This window comes from Stenotrophomonas sp. SY1, assembly GCF_021202945.1.
In the GTDB taxonomy this organism is placed as follows: domain Bacteria; phylum Pseudomonadota; class Gammaproteobacteria; order Xanthomonadales; family Xanthomonadaceae; genus Stenotrophomonas.
Window position 1 is genome coordinate 1 of sequence record NZ_JAJOYR010000010.1, and the last position, 722, is coordinate 722.

At 47.4% G+C, this 722-nt stretch carries 2 protein-coding genes; both read left to right on the forward strand.

Going from position 1 to position 722, the window contains the following annotated elements; genetic code table 11:
- Positions 1 to 467 (forward strand): hypothetical protein (locus LR961_RS19110; protein WP_232151560.1); only part of this gene is annotated, 467 nt, incomplete at its 5' end.
- Positions 464 to 652 carry a hypothetical protein gene (locus tag LR961_RS19115; RefSeq protein ID WP_232151561.1) on the forward strand — a complete coding sequence of 63 codons (189 nt, stop codon included), beginning with the start codon at positions 464 to 466 and terminating at the stop codon, positions 650 to 652. The genes LR961_RS19110 and LR961_RS19115, both read left to right, overlap by 4 nt.
- Positions 653 to 722 lie beyond the last annotated feature (70 nt).

Here is a 722-nt window from a genome sequence, read left to right on the forward strand (position 1 = left end):
AGGTGATGAGATGTACAAGGGGTGAAAGTGGCAGTAGACTGGAAGTGAACATTAAGGGAGAGCGACTGGAGGAAGTGGATAGTTTTAGATACTTGGGTGCAAGTGTAGCAGGAAAAGGTGGAGTGAAGGTGGAGGTAGAATGTAGATTGAGAGAAGCGAGTAAATGCCTTGGTGGATTAAAGAGTGTAATGAGGAATAGACATTTGGGAATGGATGCGAAGAGGAGACTGTATGAAGGAGTGATTGTGCCAACAGCACTGTATGGGGCAGAAACGTGGAACATAAGAGAAGAAAAGAGAAGGAGTTTGAATGTGTTTGAGATGAGGTCTCTGAGAAGTATGATGGGGGTTACTAGGCTAGATAGAGCGAGAAATGAGGAGGTGAGGAGGAGAACAGGGGTGGAAAAGGAGCTGGGAGATAGGGTTGATGAAAGAATATTAGGATGGTTTGGACACATGGAAGAATGAGTGAAGAAAGACTAGTAAAAGAGATATGGAAGGCAGATGTGGAGGAAGTGAACATGAGGGGACGTCCTAGGATGAGGTGGATGGATGGGGTGAAGGGGGCTTTGGGGAAGAGGGGAATGTCTGTTGAGGAAGGAAGGGAGAGGACGGAAGACAGAGGTGAGTGGAGAATGGTTGTATATGGATGATGTTGTGACTGCATGAGGACGAATGGGCGGGGGGGGGGGGTAGTATGTGTGAGTAAATTTTGACGCAGCC